The 23,102-nt window shown below is 44.8% G+C and carries 22 protein-coding genes and 1 tRNA gene; 8 read left to right on the forward strand and 15 right to left on the reverse strand.

The window, feature by feature from the left end:
* Positions 1 to 119 precede the first annotated feature (119 nt).
* From QUB44_RS10720 to QUB44_RS10760, 9 genes are all read right to left on the reverse strand, one after another.
* On the reverse strand, positions 120 to 713 hold the full coding sequence (locus QUB44_RS10720; RefSeq protein WP_333366525.1) for a hypothetical protein: 594 nt from the start codon (positions 711 to 713) through the stop codon (positions 120 to 122).
* Positions 714 to 719: 6 nt separating this feature from the next.
* Positions 720 to 1,124, reverse strand: coding sequence for a hypothetical protein (locus tag QUB44_RS10725; RefSeq protein ID WP_333366528.1), 405 nt, complete (start codon positions 1,122 to 1,124; stop codon positions 720 to 722).
* A gap of 4 nt (positions 1,125 to 1,128) precedes the next feature.
* Positions 1,129 to 1,929 carry a TIGR04255 family protein gene (locus tag QUB44_RS10730; protein WP_333366531.1) on the reverse strand — a complete coding sequence of 267 codons (801 nt, stop codon included), beginning with the start codon at positions 1,927 to 1,929 and terminating at the stop codon, positions 1,129 to 1,131.
* 127 nt (positions 1,930 to 2,056) lie between these two features.
* A tRNA-Val gene (locus QUB44_RS10735) sits at positions 2,057 to 2,128 on the reverse strand.
* A 125-nt stretch (positions 2,129 to 2,253) separates the two neighbouring features.
* On the reverse strand, positions 2,254 to 2,466 hold the full coding sequence (locus QUB44_RS10740) for a DUF2839 domain-containing protein (protein WP_333366535.1): 213 nt from the start codon (positions 2,464 to 2,466) through the stop codon (positions 2,254 to 2,256).
* Between the two features lie 65 nt (positions 2,467 to 2,531).
* Positions 2,532 to 4,040: a helicase C-terminal domain-containing protein gene (locus QUB44_RS10745; protein WP_333366538.1), complete on the reverse strand. Its 1,509-nt coding sequence runs from the start codon at positions 4,038 to 4,040 to the stop codon at positions 2,532 to 2,534.
* Between the two features lie 22 nt (positions 4,041 to 4,062).
* Positions 4,063 to 5,592 (reverse strand): pentapeptide repeat-containing protein, encoded by a 1,530-nt coding sequence (locus tag QUB44_RS10750; RefSeq protein ID WP_333366541.1) that lies wholly within the window; start codon positions 5,590 to 5,592, stop codon positions 4,063 to 4,065.
* 80 nt (positions 5,593 to 5,672) lie between these two features.
* A complete protein-coding gene (locus QUB44_RS10755; protein WP_333366544.1) occupies positions 5,673 to 7,235 on the reverse strand; it encodes a pentapeptide repeat-containing protein in 1,563 nt (520 codons plus the stop codon).
* 96 nt (positions 7,236 to 7,331) lie between these two features.
* Entirely contained in the window at positions 7,332 to 8,894 is a 1,563-nt protein-coding gene (locus QUB44_RS10760; protein ID WP_333366547.1) for a pentapeptide repeat-containing protein, read from the reverse strand.
* 38 nt (positions 8,895 to 8,932) lie between these two features.
* Here QUB44_RS10760 and QUB44_RS10765 point away from each other — a divergent pair, with 38 nt between their 5' ends.
* The 3 genes from QUB44_RS10765 (at position 8,933) to ccmS (ending at position 12,544) form a co-directional block, all read left to right on the forward strand.
* Positions 8,933 to 9,772 carry a prephenate/arogenate dehydrogenase gene (locus QUB44_RS10765; RefSeq protein ID WP_333366549.1) on the forward strand — a complete coding sequence of 280 codons (840 nt, stop codon included), beginning with the start codon at positions 8,933 to 8,935 and terminating at the stop codon, positions 9,770 to 9,772.
* 207 nt (positions 9,773 to 9,979) lie between these two features.
* On the forward strand, positions 9,980 to 11,776 hold the full coding sequence (locus tag QUB44_RS10770; RefSeq protein WP_333366552.1) for an ABC transporter ATP-binding protein: 1,797 nt from the start codon (positions 9,980 to 9,982) through the stop codon (positions 11,774 to 11,776).
* Positions 11,777 to 12,109: 333 nt separating this feature from the next.
* The gene (ccmS, locus tag QUB44_RS10775) at positions 12,110 to 12,544 is read left to right on the forward strand and encodes a beta-carboxysome assembly chaperone CcmS (protein ID WP_333366555.1); all 435 of its coding nucleotides are present in this window, start codon (positions 12,110 to 12,112) and stop codon (positions 12,542 to 12,544) included.
* A gap of 88 nt (positions 12,545 to 12,632) precedes the next feature.
* Here the strand turns inward: ccmS and QUB44_RS10780 are convergent, their stop codons facing one another.
* The 3 genes from QUB44_RS10780 to QUB44_RS10790 all read right to left on the reverse strand — a co-directional run bounded on the left by QUB44_RS10780 (position 12,633) and on the right by QUB44_RS10790 (position 15,001).
* A complete protein-coding gene (locus QUB44_RS10780) occupies positions 12,633 to 13,568 on the reverse strand; it encodes a fused MFS/spermidine synthase (protein WP_333366558.1) in 936 nt (311 codons plus the stop codon).
* A gap of 86 nt (positions 13,569 to 13,654) precedes the next feature.
* Positions 13,655 to 14,263 (reverse strand): adenylate/guanylate cyclase domain-containing protein, encoded by a 609-nt coding sequence (locus QUB44_RS10785; protein ID WP_333366562.1) that lies wholly within the window; start codon positions 14,261 to 14,263, stop codon positions 13,655 to 13,657.
* Between the two features lie 6 nt (positions 14,264 to 14,269).
* A complete protein-coding gene (locus QUB44_RS10790) occupies positions 14,270 to 15,001 on the reverse strand; it encodes a response regulator (protein ID WP_333366565.1) in 732 nt (243 codons plus the stop codon).
* Between the two features lie 325 nt (positions 15,002 to 15,326).
* Between QUB44_RS10790 and QUB44_RS10795 the strand changes: the two genes are divergently transcribed.
* Complete coding sequence (locus QUB44_RS10795) at positions 15,327 to 15,689, forward strand: hypothetical protein (RefSeq protein WP_333144108.1); 363 nt, start codon at positions 15,327 to 15,329, stop codon at positions 15,687 to 15,689.
* Between the two features lie 152 nt (positions 15,690 to 15,841).
* Here the strand turns inward: QUB44_RS10795 and QUB44_RS10800 are convergent, their stop codons facing one another.
* From QUB44_RS10800 to QUB44_RS10810, 3 genes are all read right to left on the reverse strand, one after another.
* On the reverse strand, positions 15,842 to 16,750 hold the full coding sequence (locus QUB44_RS10800; RefSeq protein WP_333366568.1) for an ABC transporter substrate-binding protein: 909 nt from the start codon (positions 16,748 to 16,750) through the stop codon (positions 15,842 to 15,844).
* A gap of 415 nt (positions 16,751 to 17,165) precedes the next feature.
* A complete protein-coding gene (locus tag QUB44_RS10805; RefSeq protein ID WP_333366571.1) occupies positions 17,166 to 17,951 on the reverse strand; it encodes an ABC transporter ATP-binding protein in 786 nt (261 codons plus the stop codon).
* 125 nt (positions 17,952 to 18,076) lie between these two features.
* The gene (locus QUB44_RS10810) at positions 18,077 to 19,069 is read right to left on the reverse strand and encodes an iron ABC transporter permease (RefSeq protein WP_333366574.1); all 993 of its coding nucleotides are present in this window, start codon (positions 19,067 to 19,069) and stop codon (positions 18,077 to 18,079) included.
* A 380-nt stretch (positions 19,070 to 19,449) separates the two neighbouring features.
* Here QUB44_RS10810 and QUB44_RS10815 point away from each other — a divergent pair, with 380 nt between their 5' ends.
* The 4 genes from QUB44_RS10815 (at position 19,450) to QUB44_RS10830 (ending at position 23,072) form a co-directional block, all read left to right on the forward strand.
* A complete protein-coding gene (locus QUB44_RS10815; protein ID WP_333366577.1) occupies positions 19,450 to 20,520 on the forward strand; it encodes a GTP-binding protein in 1,071 nt (356 codons plus the stop codon).
* Between the two features lie 156 nt (positions 20,521 to 20,676).
* Positions 20,677 to 21,123, forward strand: coding sequence for a SufE family protein (locus QUB44_RS10820; protein WP_333366580.1), 447 nt, complete (start codon positions 20,677 to 20,679; stop codon positions 21,121 to 21,123).
* An 18-nt stretch (positions 21,124 to 21,141) separates the two neighbouring features.
* A complete protein-coding gene (locus QUB44_RS10825) occupies positions 21,142 to 22,047 on the forward strand; it encodes an alpha/beta fold hydrolase (RefSeq protein ID WP_333366583.1) in 906 nt (301 codons plus the stop codon).
* Between the two features lie 68 nt (positions 22,048 to 22,115).
* Positions 22,116 to 23,072 (forward strand): DUF6282 family protein, encoded by a 957-nt coding sequence (locus tag QUB44_RS10830; RefSeq protein ID WP_333366586.1) that lies wholly within the window; start codon positions 22,116 to 22,118, stop codon positions 23,070 to 23,072.
* Positions 23,073 to 23,102: the final 30 nt, after the last annotated feature.

The following is a 23,102-nucleotide window of genomic DNA, read 5'->3' on the forward strand; positions in this document are numbered from 1 at the left end:
TACAAAAGTTAAGCTAGAATTTATAGCAATTCGGAAAAGTACAGCTACATACAGAATTCTGTTTAGCGAAAAAGCAAAAAGTTCTCTAATTTTCTCGCTGCTTAATTTTTCGCTTTAGCTTATACCCCCTTTTCACTTTCATGTTGTGCAGGAAGTGCTACACGCCCATGAAAGTCATGATAACGATGTGAAAAGTCTTCTAAATATGGACTTTCAAGCACAGCACGTCGTTTAGCAAAATTATTATTTATTTGATGGTATAAGAAATCAGCATCTATCGCAAAAAATTTTTTAAAATCTACTGTTAATTCTGGTATGCCTTCCTGACATGATTCACGTTCTAGAGGTATTTTTTCCAAAAAATGGTATTGCTGATAACGATTAGATTTAACTAAATTCCAATTTTCTGAATTTATCGGAACTGTTTTGTTGTAGCGAGTTTCTTGAGCTGTATCTACTTGACAAAAAAGTATAGAATTTAATAACTTATTAGGTTTATCTCGATTTTGCCGAGCGCTATAGTCCCAATCTAAATCACAGTTTTGAGTGACAATAATTGCATAAGGATAAACAATAGGCTTAAACTGAGTTTGATCGAGGTTGGGAGAAGATTCACTTGGAACTGGTTTAAACTGTATAACTCCAGTCAGAATTTCCCCTTGTCTAAGAGCCTCTTTGTCATTCGAGGCTCTGTAAATCAAAGGTTTACTCATGGTTAGCTACTCAAAATCTAGAATTAAAGGTGGTATGACTTCGCTAGGTAATACGCTACCAGTAAGTAATCCTAATTCTTTAGGTAAGGTAGTTTGTCCTAAATCAGACGGACACTCACTATAATATTCCACCATTCGTTCAAGCACTTCAGATGCTTCTTGCAATCCTTCTGGAGTGTTAGCAAAAAGCAGATTGAGTAGCGTTAAGCACTTAACCCAAGTGATGGTGCTTTGATTGAATTGACCAAACCATTCACCATTAATAGGTGATTCGATGGAAACTTCGATTTTTAAGCTAGGAGTACCAGATGCTAATGTGTGCCGATACTGCGTCTGAGCAGGAGTGGGTAAAACTTCATACCTTTGTCCAATTATATTTTTGCTTTGAGTACCACCAGTTGTTATGTGCATAGGATTATATTGGTTGAGGTCGCATTGCTCTGTGCAACTCTTCCGTAATACCCCAGCGGAAGAGATTTCTGGCTGTATGGTTGTAGTTATCGAGTATTTTCCAGGCATTTTCACTCCTTTCTACTTTATCATCAGTAAAAAAATCAGTATCTAATAAATAAGCTGTTTCATCTATACCTCTTTCTGTATCCCTAACGTTAACAAGCCCATGATTAAAATTAACTTGACCGAATTGAGTTTTTAGCTGTAAATTTTTAACAAAGTTTTGAATAGAATCTGCTACTTCTGGTGTATACAGTTCAGAAGCAATATGTTGCGGTATTAATTCATGCCACTCTTTATCTTTGATATTTAGTTTTGATCTAATAATTAAATCACGATATCTTAGTCCTGTTCGTGAATAAAAAGAGGGATTATATATTTTTTCAAAAAGTTCTACAGCGCGTTTAAATTTCTCAATAAAATTTTCATATCTTTCATACTTTGTCGTAGCAAGCGTTATAGAGTTTTTGTCTAAAGATATCTGGCAACTCAAGTCTTCTGACTTAAATTGATAAGTCAAGTCAATTGAAGTCAAGTCACTGGTAAAATTTGAGCTGAATTGGGTTAAAAGATTAGATAGCTCAACTGGGATCTGCAAATTTCTAGAAGTTTCAAAAATTGGGTATTCAAACCTGATACTATCTTGAAAGTCTACAGGCTGTTGGCTGGCAATTTTCAGGATAGTTGGAAATCTAAGTTGAGCAATAACCTCAATTAGGGGGCTGTCCTCATAAATTACTCTTTCATAGTTTGGGAGCTTCATTTTTTCAAAGTATCCATTACCAATTTGAAGAGCATCTATTACTCTAGCTTAACTTACTTCTAAACAGAATCACATTCAGGATAGATGCCATCGCCTTTTCCAAATCAAATTTTACAACTTAAAAATATGGGCAATACTGGATTTGAACCAGTGACCCCTTCCGTGTGAAGGAAGTGCGCTACCACTGTGCTAATTGCCCGCAGATAATTAAGATACCATACCAAGTCCAAATTTGCAACTAAAATTTTCCTAAAAATTCAGCAGCTTGTTTCGGAGTTAAACTCGACACAATGCCAAGAATACAGGCATTTGTCGAGTCTGGCATCAGTTAACGACCCACCAACCCGCCGCGGGGCCGACAAATCGCACTACCACCCACCAAGCCACCAAAAGGCTAATCCCGATCCAGCTTCCGCGACTTGTCCACTTGACAAAATCTTCGCTTTGGGTTTTCGTGATTGGCAGCCAGGGAACGATGCGTTCTTCTTTACCGTATTCGTCGCCGATCGACTCTTTGCGACGCTTAGATTCACCCATAATCTTTGTCTACTAAATTAGATTTCAACTGGATACCTAACCAAATTATACGCCAACAGGTGATCTCAAGCCTGCGTCAGCCAAGTCGTATCCAAATAATCAATTCTCGCAAAAGGACTCAAAGCCGCTAAAACCTGCTGTCCATAACTGCGGTGAATCACCCTGCTGTCGAAAATCGCCACCACCCCTTGACGTTCTCGCACAGGCGCGATCGCCCGCTGCAACTCATTCAGCGCCGCCGGCAGCAAATACAACCGAAACCAATCCCTGCGCTGCTCCTTATAATAAGCCACACGCGCCGTCACCAAAGGATTTTCCAAAGAAGGTAGCGGCAAAGTTGCCATCGCCAGCAAGTGAGGCGCGCTCAATTCCCCCTGATGTTCCCGCCAAAACTCCCACCCAGTGACCAAAATCGCATTCTCGCCCACATCTGTTTTTTCTACCTGCACCCGAGAACCGAACTCAGAAGCCAAAATTGCCGCCAGCCGAGCCTTGAGCGGTACATCACCAACAATCAGCACCGTTAAACCCGCCACCGACGCGCTCATCAACAGCAAAGTCCGAATTTCTTCAATTAAAACACCCTGAAATTCCGGCGTATTCGGCAGCGGCAGCCAGTTGGGAATGTACAGTTGAATTAATTCGCTTTGTCGATCGGGCGAAAACTTAACGCTCGTCAATTCTGGCAGTCCCAGCATTTGCCGGAAGATCGGAGCCTTCGGTTCCACATCCACCGCCCCCCCAATCAACACGACAGGCTGATAATCCCAAATTTTGCTCAAAACCTCAGCCACCTGCACCGGCGCGCAGAACAGAGAAAATGAGCCAGCCTCCCGATGAATTTCCGCCCACCGCAGTTTTCCGTTTACTTCCCACCGCTGCCAAAAATTGCTCCAAGCAGCCGGAATCAGCGAATTCGGCTCGATCCTTTCAAACAGCCCCTCCAAAATATTTTGCTCTGCAGTTTCCAGCAAATAGCACTCCTCTGGTTTCGCCGGATGCTGAAAGAAAGCCCGCGTTAGCATTACCCGCCCTTGGAGGATTGCATCGGCTTCCAAAGGCTGAGATTGCATTAAATCATTCCAGTCAGCAGGTTGCAAACACGCCGTCAATTGCTGGCGCGTCCAAACTTCCAAGTCATCCACACCGTCGATAATTGTCGGAATATTCCTGTGAAGTTCCGAATTCCCCGCCAAGCGAGCCGCCAGCCAAGACTCGGGCTCTGCTAGCATCAATCCTTGCCCCGTGGCATTATCGGAATAAGTCTCGATCGACTTATCAGTTTGCAGCCACTCTTGCAAACGCGGAATTTCCACAGCTCTCAAATGCTCAATCAGCCGTGTCGGCGCCACCAAAATCACAGGTTCCGGCCACATCAAAATCGGCATCAAATAGCTGACTCGATACCGCTGTCGGTAAGCTCCAGCCGGAAGCCCCGTTTGGATCAGAGCGCTGCGCCCCAAGCGCAATGCCCGCGCCACGAGCCGCGCCATCGTTAAATGGTGGGGCCAGTGCGGCTCGGAGTTCGATCGCAGGAAGCGGAGCAACGAGTTGTGGACTTCTACCTCAATCAATCGGTTTTAAAATTGACATTTCTCACTCAACATAATCAAAACTTGCCAGAAAATCAACTACTTTTTGACCGAGAGGCAAACTGAATTTACTCTCCTGATGAGTTGCACGTCCCTTCCCAAAATTCCCGTGAGAATTCACCATCAAACTCTCCTGTCCCGAACTAATTAAAATAGTTTGGGTAGGTGACTCAAAAAACTTTGTGGGCTGACTCACCCGTGATATATTAGAGACCAAATTTATCAATTCATTTAATTTATTTGTAGCTGTACTCAATGCTTTACGCAACTGCACTATTCGTTTTTCATCCAAATTTTGACTTTCGATATTTTTGCCAATAACCATAATATTTCTCTGAGTTTGTACAGCATCCTTAAAAGGAAGAATCGCTAAAAAAGCTGCTGGCAATAAATGCTCATCGCTCTCAAATCTAAAAGTTAGAGTTGTGCGGCGGTAGCCGACTTCAATATTAGGAGGAAAATTCATTGCCCGGTAATGCCGAGCTATTTCGCTGTAAACTGTTGCTAAAGTGCTGTTTGCTGAGTAGTCTAAAAGTGCGTCAACCACAATTTGCACTAACCCAGGCGTGTGATTTAAAAATTTTCTCGATTCTGACGGCGAATTAAATTGTTGAATGTGAGTGCGATCGCCTGCGGGGCTGAGGTCAACCCACTGGCAAGTAATATCATCTGCGATGATGCCACATCGAGGAACCAAATACAGTTTTGCTCCTGTTAAAGTTGCTCCCCTCAAATCAGCGCCCACCCAATCTGCATTAATCAAAGTTGTTTCTGTCAAATCAGCGTGAACGAAACTAGCACTTGCTAAATTAGTATTTCTTAAATCTGCTCCGTTAAGGTTAGCTCCGCTCAATTTAGCACTGCTCAGATCGGCGCCGTTGAGGTTAGCTCCCGTCAAGTCAGCCCATTTGAGGTTAGCTCCGCTCAAATTGGCACTGCTGAGATTCACCTGTTGCAATGAAGCTTGTCTCATATCAGCATTGATCAAATTGACACCGCTAAGTTCTGCTTTCGTCAAATCTGCGCCGTGTAAGTTAGCTTCTTGAAAGTTAGCTGAAGCAGCCGAAGCACCTCTGAGATTTGCACCGGAAAGATTAGCACCGCACAGGTTAGCTTCCGTCAGTTTTACCTCTCTTAAATCTGCTTCAGTCAGGTTTGCACCGCTGAAGTTAGTTTTGCTGAGTTCGCAGCGGACTAATTCACTTCTAATCAGGGATGCTCGGATTAATTGAGCTGCACTTAAATCGGCTCTCACTAAGTTTGCTACGTTGAGAGTAGCCCCGTTTAAGATTGCCCGCGAGAGGTTGGTACTGCTGAGTCTAGCCACATTCAGGTTAGCTTCGCTCAAGTTAGCGTCGCTCAAGTTAGCGCCGCTGAGGTTGGTGACAAATAAGCTAGCCCCCCTTAAATTTGATTGGCTGAGGTTGATGCGGCTGAGATTAGCTTCATTCAGGTTGATTCCTGTGAAATCTCTGTCGCCTTCAGTGTATCTTTTGACGATTGCAAATCGTTTGAGCAGTTCTTCAGCTTGCATTTTTTTTACTTGAATAAAATGGCGATTGGCTAACTTTTATATGGCATGAATAGAAATGATATCAACTTAATTTATAGTATTTACTCACCGAGCTGATAAAAGCTTTTGACAAACTCAATGACCGTATTGAGCGGCGGGGTGGTAAATCTTTGAGCTTTAATTGAAGGACTGATAGACGTTTTGTTGACTCCGGGCAAATTTGTCAAGTTTCTGCCAAAATCTGGGTGATAGTGAATCATCAAAGTTTCGGCGCTGGAGTTGGCCAGTACAGTTTGGGTAGGCGATTGGAAAAAACTTGACATCGGTTCGCGATCGAGGCGAATCGGCTGAATTTTCATTTCCCCTATTTTTCTCATTGTTTTGGTCAGGGCTACGTTTAATTGCACTACCATATTTGAGACTCTGACGCCCAGGTTATTACCACTTTGGGGTTGAATCATCTTGATCAGAGTAATCAAATTTTTCTGAGTAAATGCTGCATCACTAAAGGGAATAATCGCCACGAAAGCGATGGGAAATAGTTGCTCGTCCTGTTCTATTTTAAATGATATGATTGTGCGTCTGGAATTAACTTCGATACTGGGAGGATGGTTCAAAGCAGGGTATTGACGGGCAATTTGGCGGTAGGTAGCTGCAAGGACAAAGTTAGCATCCGGGTCGAGGGGTCGATCGACAATAATTTGAACGGTCGGCGGTGTAGCATTGAAAAACCTTTGAGATTCTTCTGGGGTAAAGCGCTGAATGTGGCTGCGATCGCCGTTAGGACTGAGGTCAACCCAATCGCAGGTAATGTCATCTGCTTTGACATCAAACCTAGACACCGCGTAAATTTTTGCCCCCGTCAGGGCCGCCCCCGTCAAATCTGCGCCCACCCAATCAGCGTGAATCAAATTCGCTTGAGTCAAATCTGCGTGTACCAGAGTAGCGTTCAACAGATTGACATTGCTCAAATTTGCCCCGTACAAGTTGGCCCCGCTCAATCTCGCTTCATCGAGGTCAGCGCCTGTCAGGTTCGCCCCGCTGAGGTCAGCCCACCGGAGATTAGCGCCTCGCAAGTCAGCGCCACTAAGGTTGGCCTGAGATAGATTAGCTTGTCTGAGTTCGGCATTGCAGAGGTTGACTCCTCGCAAGTCTGCCCTGCTGAGGTCGGCTCTGTGCAAGTTGGCCCGTTCCAAGTTGGCCGCTGTTAGAAAAGCGCCTCTGAGGTGAGCCCCGCTGAGGTCGGCTTGCTCTAGATTAGCTTCTCTGAGGGTTGCTTCTCTCAAATCTGCTTCGCTGAGGTTTGCCCCGCTCAAGTTTGCACTGCTGAGGTTGGCTCGGATCAGTTCGGATCTGATCATTGTAGCTTCGACGAGTTGGGCTTCGCTGAGGTCGGCTCGAATCAAGTTAGCCACGTTGAGGATAGCGCCGCTGAGGTTGGCTTTGTAGAGATTTGCACCGCTGAGTCTGGCAACATTGAGTTTGGCTTTTCTCATGTTGGCGTTTGACAAATTGGTGCCGCTCATGTTGGTGAGACTCAAGATTGCCTCACTGAAATTAGCCCCACTGAGATCGATCCTGCTGAGATTTGCCTCGCAAAGGAGGATGGCAGTAAAGTCTCTTTCTCCTGCTGCATATTTGGTGATGAGTTCTTCGGCATCCATGCTTTTCAATTTCCCTGATGTCTTAGCTAGAACAAAGCTTTATTGTGCCAACCTTTAAACTAGAATAAGCATTTTTTGTAACTTGATGCAATATGCTTAGACATCTATATTGTGGAAGCCTTTTATAAAATCCAAAATGCTAGTGATATTAGTTTGAGCCAATTTTGTGCTTTCGGCTAACTTACCCGATGTTGAGTTACTTGGATCGTATTTTTTAATCAGGCGCTTGCCGAAGGCTGGGTGGTGATATACGCTCAGTCTTTGATCGCGGGAATTAATTAAGATCATCTGTGTGGGAATTTGAAAGAAATTGATACTTTCGCCGATTTTTGGAAAAGAACTGGAAATTTTTATTTGGTCTACTTTACTGATAGCTTGGTTGAGAGCTTTGCTGCATAACTGGACGTGTTTAGATTCTTTGACGTTAAGTTTGCCTGCATCGTGGGATTGAATCATTTTCATCAAAGCGATTAGGTTTTTTTGAGTTATGGCAGCGTCGTTAAAAGGAATGATGGCAACGTAAGCGGTGGCAAATAATTTATCGTCGCTGTCCATTTTAAACGCGAGTACGGTGCGCCTGGAGCTGACTTCTATGGTGGGAGGCTGACTTAAACTCGGGTATTGTTGGGCAATTTGGTAATAAGTTGCAGCTAGTGCAAAATGAGCGCCTTGGTCTAAGGGCGAGTCAATCACAATCCGAACTGTGGGTAAGGTTTCATGAAAAAATTCGTGAGTTCCTCCCGAGTTCAACCAGTAAATTTGGCTGTGGTCGCCGTTGGGGCTGAGATCAACCCACTTGCAGGTCATACCTTCGGTTTTGATGCCAAGCCGCGAAACTGCGTGAAGTTTGGCTCCGGTTAAGGTGGCTCCGGTTAAGTCTGCTCCAATCCAGTCGGCGCGGATCAGATAGGCATTTGACAGGTCGGCGTGAACTAAGCTGGCATTCAGCAAGTTGGCGTGGCAGAGGTCGGCTCGGCTGAGGTCGGCGCCGCTCAATTTGGCTTCGCTCAAGTCGGCCCAGCGGAGATTGCAGCCGCTGAGAATGGCCCAGCGCAAATTGACGCCGCTGAGGTCGGCGCCGCTGAGTACGGCTTGAGTGAGGTTGGCTTGTCTCAGTTCTGTGCCTCGCAAGTCGGCGCCGCTGAGGTCGGCGCGGCTAAGGTCGGCTCCTTGCAGGTTGGCTTGTTCGAGGTTGGCTTCTGTCAAGCACGCGCCGCTGAGGTGAGCGCCTCGAAGGTTGGCTTGAGCGAGGTTGGCTCCTCGAAGGGTGGCTTCGGTGAGGGTGGCGCCGCTGAGGTTGGCTCCGCTCAGGTTGGCTCCGCTGAGCTCGGCTCGAATGAGCTCGGCTCTGATCAGTTTGGCTCCTGTGAGTGTGGCTTTTTTGAGGTCAACTCGCACTAGGTAAGCGACGTTGAGGTCGGCGTCTGTGAGGTCGGCGCCGCCGAGATGGGCGCCGCTGAGTCTGGCGATGTTGAGTTTGGCACCTGTGAGGTTTGTTTTGCTGAGGTTGGCTCCGCTCAGGTTTGCTACACTCAGATTCGCACCCTTGAGGTTGGCTCCGCTCAAGTTGACGCCGCTGAGGTTGGCCTCAGTCAGGTTGATTCCGGCAAAGTTTCTTTCTCCGGCGGCATATTTTTTCAGGAGTTCCTCGACTGTCATGGGGGCGGCACCGTATCAAATATCCCCATTTTATTGCTATGAATATCGGTATTGTAGGACTGGGTTTAATTGGTGGCTCGATCGGGCTGGATTTACGATCGCGCGGGTTTAATGTTTTTGGGGTTTCGAGTCGGCAGCAGACTTGCGATCGGGCGCAAGCTCGCGGTGTTGTCAATGAAGCCAGCATAAACCTGTCTCTGATGGCAGCAGCCGATGTGGTTTTTATTTGCACGCCGCTGGGGTCGATCGAGCCGATCGTCCGAGAGTTAGTGCCCTATCTTTCCCCTGATACTATTGTAACCGATGTCGGTTCCGTAAAAACACCCATAGTGCAGGCTGTGTCTCCTCTGTGGCCGAATTTTGTGGGGGGACACCCGATGGCGGGGACTGCTGAAAGCGGAATCGAGGCGGCGGTGCCGGATTTGTTTGTGGGCAGGCCTTATGTGGTGACGCCGCAGGCTCAAACGCCGGCGCTTGCGGTGGATAAGGTTGAGGAAATTGCGCGGTTGCTGGGTGCTAAAGTTTACCGATGTGAGCCGGAAGAACACGATCGAGCTGTGGCTTGGATTTCTCATTTGCCGCTCATGGCGAGCGCGACGCTGGTTGCTGCGTGCGATCGTGAGGGCGATCGGGATATTGTTAATTTAGCCCAACATTTGGCGAGTTCGGGTTTTCGGGACACGAGCCGCGTTGGCGGTGGCAATCCCGAGCTGGGAGTGATGGTGGCAAAGTACAATCGAGAGGAATTATTGCGATCGCTCTCTATTTACCGCGACTGTCTCGACGAGTTCATCAACGATATCGAAGCGGAAAATTGGCAAAGTCTGGAACAAAAGCTGAAGCAGACTCAACAAGCGAGACAGAATTACAAATTGTGATCCAAAAATTACAAGCCAATTCAACCAGTAATTGACGTTCAAGTTGAGACGCAAATAGTTGGTGTAGTCGCTAAAATAAAGCCAGTGTTAACGTTTAAAGCCTAGGAACGGGGCTTTTGAGAATTTAAAATTAAACAAGAGTAAGGTGCGCGCCGATCACCCTACTAATTTCTAATTCTCGGCTCTATTTCCCATGCCCAATGCCCTATGAATGATTCTCAAGCATCACCAAATCCATCAAAACCTGTCCATCCCCTAAAGCGGCTGCTGAAGTACGGGCGCCGCTACCGCCTGAAAGCTTGGCTGGCAAGTATCTGTTCGCTACTCAATAAATTCTTTGATTTAGCCCCGCCAGCATTAATCGGTATTGCCGTTGATGTGGTGGTGAAACAGCAAGATTCTCTCCTCGCTCAGTGGGGCATAAAAGATGTCTTTTGGCAACTGGCAATTATTACTTTTGTGAGTTTGATTGTTTGGACGTTGGAATCTGTTTTTGAATATGCCTATGATTATTTGTGGCGCAATTTGGCTCAGGATATTGAACACGATTTGCGTCTGGAAGCTTACAGCCATTTGCAGGAATTAGAATTAGCTTATTTTGAAGAACGCAGCACTGGCGGTTTGATTTCTATTCTCAATGATGATATCAATCAACTGGAACGTTTTTTGGACGACGGTGCTAATGAGGTGATTCAGGTAATTACCACTGTTGTTGTGATTGGGGCGGCTTTTTTTGCTGCATCTCCTGGTGTTGCTGGGCTGTCAATGCTGCCGATACCTTTTATTATTTGGGGTTCGATCGCCTTTCAAAATCGCCTCGCTCCTCTCTATGCTGATGTGCGGGAAAAGGTGAGTTTTCTGAACGGGCAACTGTCGAATAATTTGACGGGAATTACTACTATTAAAAGCTTTACTTCCGAAGATTATGAAATTCGGCGCATCGAAACACAAAGCCAAGCTTACCGCCAAAGCAACCGACGGGCGATCGTACTTTCGGCAGCTTTTATTCCGCTGATTCGGGTTGTGATTTTCTTGGGGTTTATTGCAACGCTATTTCTAGGCGGTTTGGAGGTTGTGGCGGGTCGGTTGTCTGTAGGAACTTACAGCGTTTTGGTGTTTTTGACCCAGCGGTTGCTGTGGCCGCTGACTCGCCTGGGAGATACTCTGGATCAATACCAGCGCGCAATGGCTTCGACTAATCGGGTGATGAATTTGTTGGATACTCCGATCGCCATTCGCACGGGTGATATTCGGCGGCCAGTTAGTTCGATTAAGGGTGAGTTGGAATTTAAAAATGTTACTTTTTCTTACAATCAAAGAAAGCCGATTTTGCAGTATTTTTCCCTGACTCTGCCGGCAGGAAAAACTACTGCGATTGTTGGGGCTACTGGTTCGGGAAAAAGTACACTGGTGAAACTAATTTTGAGGCTGTACGAGGTACAGTACGGCAATATTTATCTCGACGGTATAGAATTAAATAACCTGAATTTAAAAGATTTGCGGAGAGCTATCGGATTGGTGAGTCAAGATGTGTTTTTATTTCACGGTACGGTGGCAGAAAATATTGCTTACGGCAGTTTTGAGACTAACAATCGAGAGATAGTAAATGCTGCGAAAATTGCGGAGGCTCACGAGTTTATCGTACAATTGCCGGACGGTTACAACACTATTGTAGGGGAACGCGGTCAAAAATTGTCGGGGGGTCAGCGGCAGCGAATTGCAATTGCGAGGGCTGTTTTGAAGAATCCGCCGATTTTGATTCTTGACGAAGCTACTTCAGCGGTGGATAACGAGACTGAGGCGGCAATTCAGCGATCGCTCGAACGAATTACCAAGAATCGCACTACAATTGCGATCGCCCACCGTCTTTCTACTGTCCGCAATGCCGATTGCATTTGTGTCATGGAAGAGGGGCTGGTGGTAGAATCGGGGCAGCACGAACAACTGATCGAACAGGACGGAATTTATGCGGCGCTCTGGCGCGTGCAATCTGGTATAAGATAGAAACGCAGCGGTTTTGGGTAATTGGGAATTGGGAATTGGGAATTGGGAATTGGGAATTGGGAATTGGCAATTGGGAATTGGCAATTGGTAATATCATGTCTGGTAGCATCATAAGTATATGGGCGGGGCGGGTTTATGAGATAATTAGTTTGACTGGTAGATTGTTGGTAAAACCAGCCCCCACGAGAGCGAAAATTATCCGATCGCGAATCAACCAGAGATGATATAGTTGGTAATTTGAATCCTAACTAATGACAACGGCCAACTGCTAACTGCCAACTGACTACTGACTGCTGACTGTAAAATATTAGTTTATACAAACAAGAAGAGAAAATGTTTCTATTTGATAGCCCTGAGTCCAAACCCAACGAAAATAGCTGGAGCCGCAAATTAGATAAATTTGTGAAAGCTAATGAACATGAATTGGCTGCTTTGGCTTGGGGACTATTTTTGGAAAGGGGAGAAGAAAGCGAGGAAATTTTGGCAATTGATATTGCAGAAACTGCGCGTTTTGTGTATTGTAAGAAAGAGGCGGTTGAGGAGTTGAATCGTCAAGTAAAAAGTCATATTCAGGAAGTTGTAGGTGTGTTGAACGCTCACAAACCTGAGACAGAAGTGGCGATTTTGGCGATCGGTGAAGGTCAAATTAAGTTGATTCTTTTTGAACCTAAGCCTGAACCTCCTGTTTGTTTTGAGGAAGCCGCAACAGATGTTGATACATTGTTGGCTAAGCTGGAACAGCAGATGGTTGAATGTATGAAAGGATAATGTAAAATGCAATCGCTGCTCGATACTCGCAGCCCTTAAATTGCTGCGGGGTTCAGGATATCCTGTTTTTTGAGCCGTTGCTCACTTATCAGAATAACCAGCAATCAAAATAACCAGCGGGCGGCGAATCGTCATGCAAAATTTGAGCTTTGTCTAAAGTAGGTACAGCCTCCGCCAATTCTCTACCTACTTTTACCTCAAGCGCCCTGTCTGTTAATGGAAAGGAAAATTGATAGCTATCTTGCAAATATTTTGCCTTAGCAACAATCTTATCTTTCTCCAAAATCGGGCTGTTGCTACCAATTAAAATGCTATTACTTTCCTGGCCAACACACAGGCACACCTGAGAAAACACACTTTGAAAAGTTGTGATTTTTTCGGCATAAAACTGATCTCTGTGCAGCAGATTTGCTAGCAAAACTCCCTCGCTTGACAAGTGTTTTTCGCAGATTTGATAAAATTCTTTGGTGGATAGGCGGTGCGGAAAGTAGCCGTTGCCAAAAGCTACGTCGATCATGATGATATCGTACTGAGTATCTGATTTTTGCTGCTCTAAATACTCTCGGCCGTCTTGAATTGTTACAGTTAGCCGATCGTCGAATTTCACCCCAAAACACTGTGTAGCTGCTTCGATCGCGATCGGATCGACATCCGCACATTCTATAACAGTTTCCGGCAAATAGTGGTGCAAAACTAAGGGAATTCTGCCGCCGCCAAATCCAGCCATATAGATTCTTTGAGGTTGGCTTTGCCACACTAAACCCAACATCATCGCCTGAGTATATTCAGACACTAGATGTAAAGGATTGTTGAAATCGAAAAGAGATTGCAGTAAATCTGTTTGCCGATTTACTTTTTCTACTAAAGATAGCTTAATGTGCGATCGCTCTTTTGTGACTGCAACATAGTGAACACCAGACTCTTTGCAAAAAATAACTTTGTCTGGCTGTTGCTGCAGCCAAGCCAGCCGCTGTTGAATGGCAGCTAAATTCATAAGTTGCCAATTTTTGCGATCGTCAATCATTTAATACCAAATCCCACTTATTTTTTAGTCTGTACAGGCGGACGAGAGTTTGTGTAAATGCGATTTTAATCGCCGATATGTATAAATTAAGCAGACAGTATCCGTTTATATGCCACCAACTCCAAACCTGAAACCGAAAGTTCCACTTTTTCCCAGTCTTCCTTGTCACCTTCCAACTTTTCAAAGGCTGCTGAGGTGAGCAAAATCTCTCCGCGTTCCGCCAAATCCTCTCCCAGCTTTGATGCCAGATTAAATTCAGATCCGTACATATCCTCTCCTTCCAGCATCAAAACATCGCCACAGCCAATACCAATGCAGAGGTAAATATCCATTTCCGGGGGCAGTGTCGTGTTGACAGCCGCCGTGTGTTTCAAAGAGTCGATCGCAGCTTCCACCGCTGATTTTACATCTGGAAAAACTGCAAAAATATTGTCTGCTTCCTCCTTAACTACAGTGCCACCGTATTCGGAAATTAGCGGTTTGACAATTCCGTGCATCCGGTGAATCATTGCCAAAAAATGAATAATTCCGTAGCGGACTGTCGTGCGCGAAAATCCCGACATATCCATTACTAAAATGGCGTAATTTTTGCGAAAAGTGGCATTAATTTTTTCATCAATTTCAGCAATTCTTTCGGGATATTCGTTTCTTTCTTGCAGCAGCTTTTCTAAGTTAGCGCGGTTATTTGTTTTCATTTTATTTTAATTAAATTCCCAATCGCGACACAGTTCTTGAGGGCGGCCAGCAGGATGCACCGCACAATTTATCCCATCCTTACCGTAATAATAATCGCAGACTTTGCAAGGTTTAGTTTGCTCTAATTTTTTCATCAAAATTGCCCGGATTGTCTGGACTCGGTTGCGATACTTGTTTGCATTCGAGTGACTCGGTTCAATTGCCAAAGCTTGCTCGAAAGCTGCTAAGCTGGAATCGTACAATTTAATAATTTGGGAACTGTATTTTGTCCAAGCATCGGCATGGCTTTGATACAGTTCGACTGTACTTAAGTTTAAAATTCCGTATTCTGTCCAAGCGTCGGCTGAAGCTCGATCGAACTTAATATTGGCATTGAGCAAAACTTTTTTTATCGTTGCCAAAAGTTCCCTCGGCTGCCAAGGTTTGCTAACATAAGCCTCGGCGCGATCGCCTTGGAACCTCGCAAATAAAGCTAACTGCTGTCCCTTGCCTGTTAAAAATACCACTGGTATATTCCGAGTTTCGGGATTAGCTTTAATTAAACGGCAAACACCGTAACCGTCCAGGCGGGGCATTATGACATCTAATAATACTAAATCTGGGCAATTTTTCTCAATTCTAGCCAGTGCTTCCACACCGTCAGATGCCTGAATTACATTCAATCCGCTGCATCTCAACTGATGTGAAATGCACTCGCGCTGACTGCGGGAATCTTCCACCACTAAAACTGTACTCATCACTCCCCACCTGGTTTTTGAGGTAAACTTGTTCGCTGCTTCGAGTTGCCCTTGCTGAAATCAGTTTACCCGCCTTGGATGAATTTGTTATCACTGGCGAGCTAAACTTATTAAAATTGCAACAAATCTTAAAATGGGGAGCGAAGGTGATACTTATCAGAAAATGCTGGTTGCCAATACGCGGATCATTGTTGAAGGTTTAGGCGGTAAATATTCAACTTTTAAGCCTTAATAACGGCAAATCGTACTGATATCGGACGAAAACGTTGTTGAATTGCAACAGATAATCGGCTACTGTGTACGTTGAAGCTCTTAAGGACGACAAATGAATCGATTGCTCCTCACTTTACTTGTAAGTCCGACGCTGTTTGGATCTTTGATGTCTTTGAGCGCGATCGCAAATCCCGCTCAAATTGGCGAAACACCAAGCCAATCGGCTGATTCGCCCCAATGCGTGCGATCGCCCCACACTCAGCGTCTGACTTGCGTGCGGCTTCCTGGCAAGTCTGCTGCTGTGGCTTCTAAGCCGAGAATTACTTGGCAGCGTCCGGGTGAAGAACGGGTGGCGATGCTGGATTTTTCGGAAGAAGAAAGCGATGCGGCGGCGGCGCTGTTTGGCTGCGACTGCCAAGCGTGTATCAACTCGCTGCGGCAGTTGCGCGGTTTGCCGCCTCTGGATCTAACTTGAGGCCGATCGGACAGCATTGGGAGTCAGGCTCAAAAACCAGGTTTCCGATCGCTGCGGGCTTTGGAATGCCTTTAGCTTTCTCACTTTTAGAGAAATTGTAGTCAATTTGTTCCATGATTTCTAGAGATTTTTTATGTCTCAAAATCGGGTCTCTACTTTTTAGCTAAAACTTGTCTAAGTTGAGCAGTTGCTTGCTCAATTTTTTCGATACTACCTGGGTTTACCAATCCGTAGTAGTCAAAAACGTAAACTCGATTATTTTTTGTGGCTGTTAGTTGATTCCAAAATGAATCAGATTTAAATTCATCTAAAATTCCTTCTCCCCGATCGACAATAATGATTACTTCCGGATTAGCCTCTAAAATCTTTTCCGCTGAAAGGGTCACGTAGCCTCGCATGGGGCTATCTCCTTGCAATTGGGCGGCGACATTTTTCACATTAAACTTACCCAGCAAATCTCCAGCCCAACTGTTTTGATTGGGCGATAAAATCGGTTTTCTGCTTACCAAAACTAAAGTGGCGGGGCTTTGATTCGGAATGTCTGTTAAAAATGTTTGGTAGCGTTTTAACAAAGGTTCGGGATTAACATTGAGGGATTTAGCTAAGGTTGTTGTTAACTCTTCTAGGGATGTCCAGCTATCAATTTGAGTGAGTAAAGTTTTAATTCCAAGCTGCTGCAATTTTTGCATTGTTTGGTCATGAAATCCCGATGCACCTACCACCAAATCTGGTTTCAATGCGATGATTTTTTCCAAATTAGGAGGGGTGCGTTCGGCAGTGACTGCGGTAATCCCTGTAAATTTGGAGTTGCTGCTGACTAATGCGCTGCCGGGAATTCCTACAAGTTTGGTGTTGTCGAGTTGATGGATAATATCGGCGGTTAAAGGTGTTAAAGCTACAACTTTTTGTGCTGATTCGCTGTTAGTTGTTTGTGGTTGATTAACTGGCGGCGAACCAGCAGGAGTTGATTGCTCAATTTGGGGTGAAGTGGCGGCGGAGCAAGCGGTAAACGCTAAACTCAGCAACAGGATAGCGATCCGAGAAAAAAAAGTTTTGTACATAGTTTAGGCGGAAGTTATAGCGAGTTTAGACCAGGTTGAGACAGAATTGACGGGAAGTTCGATCGCACTTTAGCGCTTAATGATTTAAATATCAATAGTTTACGGTAGATTTTGTATCAAAAACCGCACTTATTGCCTGAATTATGATGTTTTAAGTATCTCTTAAGTTTTATTCGATCCTTTGGAATCACTACTAGGCAATAGTTTAAACCCTGTGGCGCTCATATCGAACAGCGGATTGTGGGAATAAGTTAAGAGAAATAATTATGAATAAATTGATAACTTAGTGCGAGGGCAAGGTTAAGCTGTTGCGGCATTTAAATTGTATGTCCAAAAAAATTCAAGTCCTGTGGGGTGTCCCGCCCGCCCTGAATATACAATTTAAATGCGACACATTATACTTTTTATAAAAGTATTAAGTGTGAATAGTAGGAGCGATCGCACAAATCTGCAAGCCTACAGAAGTTTCTAAAATGATAGCTTCTACGCCAAAAATCTTAGCTAAATTATCAGGAGTTAAAACTTGTGCGGGAGTTCCTACACAAAAAAGTTCCCCTTTATTTAACATAGCAATCCGCGAACTGTACCTAGCAGCTAAATTAATTTCATGTAGCACCGTAATAATCGTCAATTTGTGTTTTAGATTTAGTTGATTAAGCAACTCTAACAATTGCAACTGATAGCAAATATCTAAATAAGTAGTAGGTTCATCTAATAGCAAAACTTGCGGATTTTGAGCCAAAGCTAAGGCGAGAAAAGCGCGCTGGCGTTCGCCTCCTGAGAGTTGTTCGACGGGGCGATCGCGAAATTCCTCAATTCCAGTTTGACTGATAGCAACCTCCACCTTTTCCGCATCTTCCTTGCTCAATTCCCACTGCCACCACCCCTGGTGAGGAGAACGCCCCAAACTAACTAATTGCCTTACCGTCAAACCTTCTGGCACTGTTTGCTGCTGCGGCAAAATTGCTAATTTTTGAGCGACAACAGCAGCAGGTTGAGTATGAATTGCTTTGCCGTCAAGCAACACACTTCCTTGCTGCGGAGTTAGGATGCGACTAACTAACTTCAAGAAAGTAGACTTACCAGAACCGTTGGCACCGATGAGACTCAACCACTCACCAGGTTGTAAAGATAAAGTGATGTTGTGGGCGATCGTAACTTCGCCGTAACCACCAGTTAAATTTTGAATTTCTAAATTCATTCTATTTTGGTAATGGGTAATTGGGCATGGGGCATGGGGCATGGGGCATGGGGCATGGGTTACTAATAACTAATGACTGATGACTAATAACTAATGACTGATGACTAATGACTAATGACTAATAACTAATAACTAGAACGCCGATAAAGCAGCCAAACAAACAGCGGAGAACCCAACAAAGCCGTAACCGTACCCACAGGCAATTCTACCGCACCCAAACGAGCCAAAAAATCAGCAAAAGTCAACACCCAAGCACCGCCGATCGCACTCAGCGGCAACACAAAGCGATAATCATTACCAACCAACAAACGCACCCCGTGAGGCACAACCAATCCCACAAAACCAATCAATCCGCCGATGCTGACAGCACTCGCAGCTAGCAAAGTAGCAACACCCCCAATCAATAAGCGCGATCGCACCAGCGAAACCCCCAAACCAACAGCTAAATCGTCGCCCAAAGCCAGCAAATTTATCGATCGACCCAAAAAACATCCTAACAGCAAAGCCGTTAAAATATAAGGTGCTGCAACCTGCAAATCCGACCAACCGCGACCATTCAAACTGCCAATTAACCAATTCAAAGCAGCTTGCAAACGGCTGTCTTCAGCTAACAGCAACAGTGTAGTTTGTATAGCCCCGAAAAGAGAACTCACCGCCACACCAGCTAAAACCAAACGTTCCACAGAAATCCCCGTTTTAGTTTTTCCTAAAAAGTAGACCAGCATCGAAGTTAAAATAGCACCTATCCAAGCCGCCAATGGCACCCAAGTTTGAAATATTCCCAAAGTCAGCATGGTAATCGCAACTAACCCTGCACCTGCCGAAATTCCTAATACAAAAGGATCTGCTAAACCGTTGCGGAGTAACCCTTGCAGCAAAGCCCCCGACATTCCTAAAGCCGCACCAACCGTCAGCGCTGCCGCCACTCTGGGCAAACGCAATTCCCATAAAATAGTCTGATTGACAGCATCACCTCGGTGCAGAAATGCTTGCCACAATTGAGCTGAACTCATGGGTACCGCACCAAAAGAAAGCGAAAGAGCGATGGTTAACAGCAAACCCAATCCTAAGAATACAACTGCCTGAAAAACTCGATATTTTAGCCAGATTTTTTTCACAATATATTATACCGCTTTGCTTTTAGATAAATAGCCTTTTGGCAGAGTTATTTCTGGGAGATCGCCCAAACTCCTAAGAGACAATCTGGCTAGTTACTAAATACCATATATTCTCCTGTTTGTGGATAGATCGCGCTAGTTAACTACAGTAACCTATTCAGATTAACGCTCGATCGGAGATATTGCACCGCTCTGTAATTGTAGAGCTTGCGCGCCAACCGCATTTTCAGTACAATGAGAATGATTATCACATAAAGCGCGCGCGATCGGCTTGATCGCCCGTATCTTAGCAGAGGCGATCGCACTGGGCTTTCAGCGATGAGGTGCGATCTGCTTTGCAAATTAACAGCAATGCCTCTACAATTAACCAATGAGTAACAATGACTAATCTCACCGTACAAACCCCAGATTTAATAGCCAATCTTCGCAAAAGAGGGATGCCAGTAACTATAATTACCGGATTTCTCGGCAGTGGAAAAACCACTTTACTCAATCAAATACTCAAAAATCGCCAAGACTTAAAAGTAGCCGTTTTAGTTAACGAATTTGGCGATATAAACATCGATTTGCAGCTTCTTGTTTCTACAGAAGATGACATGGTAGAACTCAGCAACGGTTGCATATGTTGCACTATTAACGAAGGCTTAGTCGATGCAGTCTACCGAGTTTTAGAACGAGAAGAACGCATCGACTGCATGGTAATTGAAACCACTGGAGTAGCAGACCCGCTGCCGATTATCCTGACATTTGTCGGCACCGAATTGCGGGATTTAACCAATCTAGATTCTGTACTTACCGTAGTCGATAGCGAAACATTCACTCCCGATCATTTTGACAGCGAAGCAGCTTTAAAACAAGTGGCATTTGCAGATATTGTGCTGCTGAACAAAACCGATCTAGCTCCTCAAGAAAAAGTAGCAGAGTTAGAATCTTACATTCGCACAGTTAAGGAAGGAGCGAGGATTTTACACTCTCGATATGGTGAAGTTCCTCTACCCTTAATTTTGGGTGTAGGTTTAACGCAAGCCGATCTTTTCAACAGTCTTGAAACTGAGGAAAAACACGAACACCATCACGAACACGAACACCACCATCACGAACATCACCATCACGAACCCGATCATCATCACGAACATCACCATCACGGACATCACTCCAATCACTTAGACAATGACGGATTTATTTCACTATCATTTGAGAGCGATCGACCTTTTGATGTCCACAAATTTCAAGAATTTCTCACCGAAAAAATGCCCTTCGATGTATTTCGGGCAAAAGGAATTCTCTGGTTTAACGACAGTCCGATGAGACACATCTTTCAACTCAGCGGCCCCAGATACCAATTAGATGCTTCGGAATGGTTTACCGCACCTAACAATCAACTGGTAGTCATCGGCCGAAACTTAGATACCGCTCAAATTAAAGAACACCTGAACAGTTGCTTAGTTTAAGATCGTGTCTTAAAAACCCATGAGGACACGGCATTGCCGTGTCCCTACTATCTCATGCGTAGGTCCTAATCTCAAATCTCAAATCTCAAATCGATCGACCTTACCTGCTACAATCGAAGGTATAATATTAACAAAGTAAACCGTTACGAGTGAATCATGTCTGCAAACACCACGCTACCCGCAGCCTTAGCTAAAATCGTCCAGCGCTTTCAGCGACACTCCGATCCGAAACAGCGCTACGAACAACTGCTGTGGTATGCCAAGCGACTCCCAGCATTTGCCGAAAGCGACAAACTGCCGGAAAACAAAGTTTCTGGCTGCGTGTCGCAAGTTTATATTACTGCAAATTTGGCAGACGGAAAAGTTTTGTATCAAGGCGATTCAGACGCTCAGTTAGTCAAAGGATTAGTTGGCTTGCTGGTGGAAGGTTTGAGCGGATTAACCCCTGCTGAAATTGTCACCATTACCCCAGATTTTATTCAAGACACGGGATTGAATGTGAGTCTGACACCTTCTCGCGCTAACGGATTTTACAACATCTTTCAAATGATGAAAAATAAGGCACTTGCTTGTGAATTGAGCAAGCAAGCTGAAACAAATTAACAGAAAGAATCAACAGCCATGACTCAAACTACAAATTTAACAAAATCAAATTCTGGCAACTATCCCGCCGCAGTTCAAGAATATCTGTGGAAGTGGCAAGAAACGCAAATTAAAGTTATTTACGAAACCCGAGGACAGGGAAATACTGTATTGTTGCTGCCTGCTTTCAGTACGGTTTCGACGCGAGAAGAAATGCGTCCTTTAGCAGAATTGTTGGCTCCCCAATTTCAAGTTGTGAGCTTAGATTGGCCGGGTTTTGGCGAATCCGATCGCCCGCGAACCGACTATCAACCGCAATTATATCATCAATTTCTCAAGGATTTTGTTGAGTCAATTTTTAAGAGTCCGGTGGCTGTAGTGGCTGCCGGTCACGCTGCGGGTTATGTGATGCAATTAGCGCAATCCCAGCCCAATGTTTGGTCAAAGATTGTATTAGCTGCGCCGACTTGGCGTGGGCCTTTGCCGACGATGAGCAAACAGCAAAGCGGGTGGCATGGAATGGTGAGAGAATTAGTCCGATCGCCCTTACTGGGACAATTCCTATACAAACTCAACACTGCGCCGTCATTCCTCAGTTTGATGTACCGCCGCCACGTCTATGTTGATGCTGCAAAAGTCACGCCGGATTTCATCCAAAGCAAATGGCAAGTGACGCAAAAACCCGGTGCTCGATACGGTTCCGCCGCCTTTGTAACTGGTGGTTTAGATCCGGCAAAAGTGCGATCGGAATTTACCGATAATTTTCAACAATTAGCAGTGCCTGTGATGGTTGTAATTGCTGAAAATGCGCCGCCCAAATCAAAGGCTGAAATGGAAGCATTAACGGAATTACCGGGTGTTGAATCGCGAGTTATTTCTGGTTCTTTGGGTATGCACGAAGAGAATGCAGCAGCTTTAGCAAATGCGATTCAATCTTTTATTTGAGAGGATTAAGAGGGGATGAACCGCAGAGGGCGCAGAGAACGCAGAGGGGAGAAGGGAAGAGGGGATGAATGCAAGCTGTTTTTTTTACGTTAGTTTGGATAGTTTGCTATTGGTTTTGTCTGCCAGTTTATGCTGTCGGATATTCGCCGATGGTGAATTTCTCAAAGAGTACGATCGAAAGTGCGATCGACTTTCACATTCATTCTTCTCCGGATGTGATTCCCCGCAGATTAGACGATTTTGAAGTAGCGAAATTAGCTGCTAGGGCGAAGATGAAAGCTGTTGTATTGAAAAATCATTATGCCAGCACAGCAGCGCGGGCAGTTTTGGTTAATAAAATAGTACCAGAAATCGAAGTTTTCGGGGGAGTGGTTCTCAATCATTCGGTAGGCGGAATTAATCCCGACGCTGTGGACGCAATGCACCACATCGGCGGCAAATACGGTAAAGTAGTGTGGCTGCCAACGGTTGATGCTGAGCATCACTTGCAGGTTTTTCACAAGCCGGGAATTGGGATTAAAGTTGCGGAAAATGGCAAGGTTTTACCGGAAACAGCAGCGGTGTTGAAAATTGTAGCAAAAGAGAATTTGGTATTGGAAACTGGTCATATTTCCTCAGAAGAGGTGATGGCAGTTGTCGGGGAAGCTAACCTGCTCAACATTAAGAACATCCTGATTACCCACGCAATGGCAGATGTACCCGGTTTATCCCTAGAAAATATGCAAACAGCCGCCGCAGCCGGAGCTTTCTTAGAACTCGCATTTGTGAACGATTTGATGGGAGAAAGTGCCGCTGATGACGGACACAAAAACTGGCATCAAGTTTCTATTAGTCAGATGGCAGCAGCGATTAAACTAATCGGAGCCGAGCATTTTGTTCTCAGCACGGATTTGGGAAGAGAACCCGATCCTTTACCTGCGGAAGGTTACAAATTATTTGTTGAAAAGTTGAGGGATGAAGGCATTTCTCAACCTGAAATTGATTTAATGATGAAGGAAAACCCAGCTCGATTGTTAGGGATTTAGGAGTAATATTATATCGAATGGCATAACTAT

It is taken from the genome of Microcoleus sp. AT3-D2 (genome assembly GCF_036705715.1).
Taxonomy (GTDB): domain Bacteria; phylum Cyanobacteriota; class Cyanobacteriia; order Cyanobacteriales; family Microcoleaceae; genus Microcoleus.